Genomic DNA, 1912 nt, shown 5'->3' with positions numbered 1-1912 from the left:
ATTCCGGCCAGTTCAAGATCTCCGGTGCCGACAAGAACAGCGCCGAGCTGCGCGGCACCGATGGCGAGACGGTGAGGGTTTCCGCCGGCAAGCCCGATCCGGGCTTTCGGCTGAACGGCAAATTTTCGCTCGACCACCAGAAACTCGGCGTCGACGAATTCCGCTTCGAGACCGGGCCGCTCGACAACCCCTACACCGCCGACGGCAAGGCTTCTGTCGATCTCGGGCTGAAGCCGAGTTTCGCCATCGAGGCCAATGGCGCGCAGGTGCAGTTCGACGAGGCGGTGGGCGCCGAAGCCGGCGCCGGTCTGACGCTGGATCAGCGCATCGCGGCGTTTGAGCAGGCGCTGCTCGACATGCCGAGGCCGACCATTCCCGGCACTGTCGAGGTCAAGCTGCCGGCGGTGGTGGTCGGCGACACCACGGTGCGCGACGTGCATCTTTCCGCCGAGCCGGTCGATGGCGGCTGGTCGGTGAAATCGCTTGCCGCGACCTTGCCCGGCCGCACCACGTTGGAAGCCGATGGCATGCTCGTGCTCAATTTGGAGGGTCATTTCGGCTTCAACGGCTCGCTGCTGCTGGCCGTGGCGCAACCCTCCGGCTTTGCCGCCTGGCTGTCGAAGGATGTCGACGAGGCGATCCGCCGTCTCCCTGCCGCCGGCTTCAAGGCCAAGGTCGACCTCTCGCAGAAGCGCCAGGCCTTCAGCGATCTCGAATTGATCCTGGGCAAGGCGAAGTTTTCCGGCCGCATCGATTCCAGCCAGCCCGACGATGCCAAGCCCTCAGTGCTGATGCGTCTCGAAGGGGGCGACCTCGATGTCGACGGGCTGGCGGCCTTCGCCTCGATCTTCGTCAGCGACAAGGGCGCCAATCGCTTTGCCGACCGCGACCTCGATTTCCAGATCAAGGCAGGGCCGGTCAACGCTGGCGGGTTGACCGCGGATACCGTCGACACGGCGCTCAGGCTGCGCGACGGGCTGCTCGAAATCGACCGGCTGTCGGTGGGCGGGCTGGCCGGCGCCTCGATCAGCGCCACCGGCAGGATCAAGGATTTCCCGGCGAGCCCGACCGGCAAGCTCGATGCATCGGTGGTTGCCGTCGATCTGAAGCCGCTGATCGACGTCGCCGCCCGGCATTATCCCGACAGCGCCGTGCTCAAGGGACTGGCGAGCCGTGCCGCAGCCTATCCCGAGCTGTTCCAGGATGCGCGTGTCGACCTCGTGGCGAGTGCGGCCGACAATGGCGACGGCACCACGGGCCTGGCGGTGAGCGGACAAGGCAAGGCCGGCGGCTCGGCCTTTTCCGCATCGCTGTCGGGAAAGGGGGCGGTGGACAAGCTTCTCGAAGCGCCGGTGGCGCTTACCTTCAATGCCAAAAACCCTGATGCCACCACGCTGCTGGCCCTCTACGGCCTGCCGGCACTGCCGCTCGGCATGCTGGGCGAGGCGAGCACCGACATTCAGGCCAAGGGTACGCTCGGCGGCGGCCTGACGACGAATTTCAGCCTTGCCGGCAACGACTTCAAGGCGGGTTTCGAGGGGACGATCGCCGATACGCCGCAAGGCTTCGCCGCCAAGGGCAAGCTCAGCCTCGACGCCGCCGACATCGAGCCATGGCTGATGACGACAGGTATCGGCCTGCCGGGCATGGGGGCGGGCATGTCGACGTCGTTCTCGGCGCAGGGCGATTATGGCAACGGTCTGCTGGTGCTGGACGAACTCAACGGCGCTATCAACGAAGCGGCGGTGTCCGGCGACGTCAATATCGATGTAAAGGAGGGGGTCGACGGCAAGGCCGGCGTGCCGCATCTGGCCGGGGCGCTGATGCTCGACGAACTCGACCTCGATCCGATGGCGGTGGCGCTGTTCGGCGATTCCGCCTTTCTTGCCGACAAGGAAGAAACCAACAAGGG

The 1912-nt window shown here is 66.1% G+C and carries 1 pseudogene; it reads left to right on the top strand.

Annotated features, from left to right (window positions below):
- Nucleotides 1-1912: pseudogene (locus tag EN964_RS33115) on the top strand (AsmA protein); the annotation flags it as partial.

The organism is Mesorhizobium sp. M7A.F.Ca.CA.001.10.2.1, from assembly GCF_003998575.1.
Lineage (GTDB): Bacteria > Pseudomonadota > Alphaproteobacteria > Rhizobiales > Rhizobiaceae > Mesorhizobium.
Note: the sequence above shows the minus strand (reverse complement) of the source record. Positions and strands in the feature narration are given on the sequence as shown.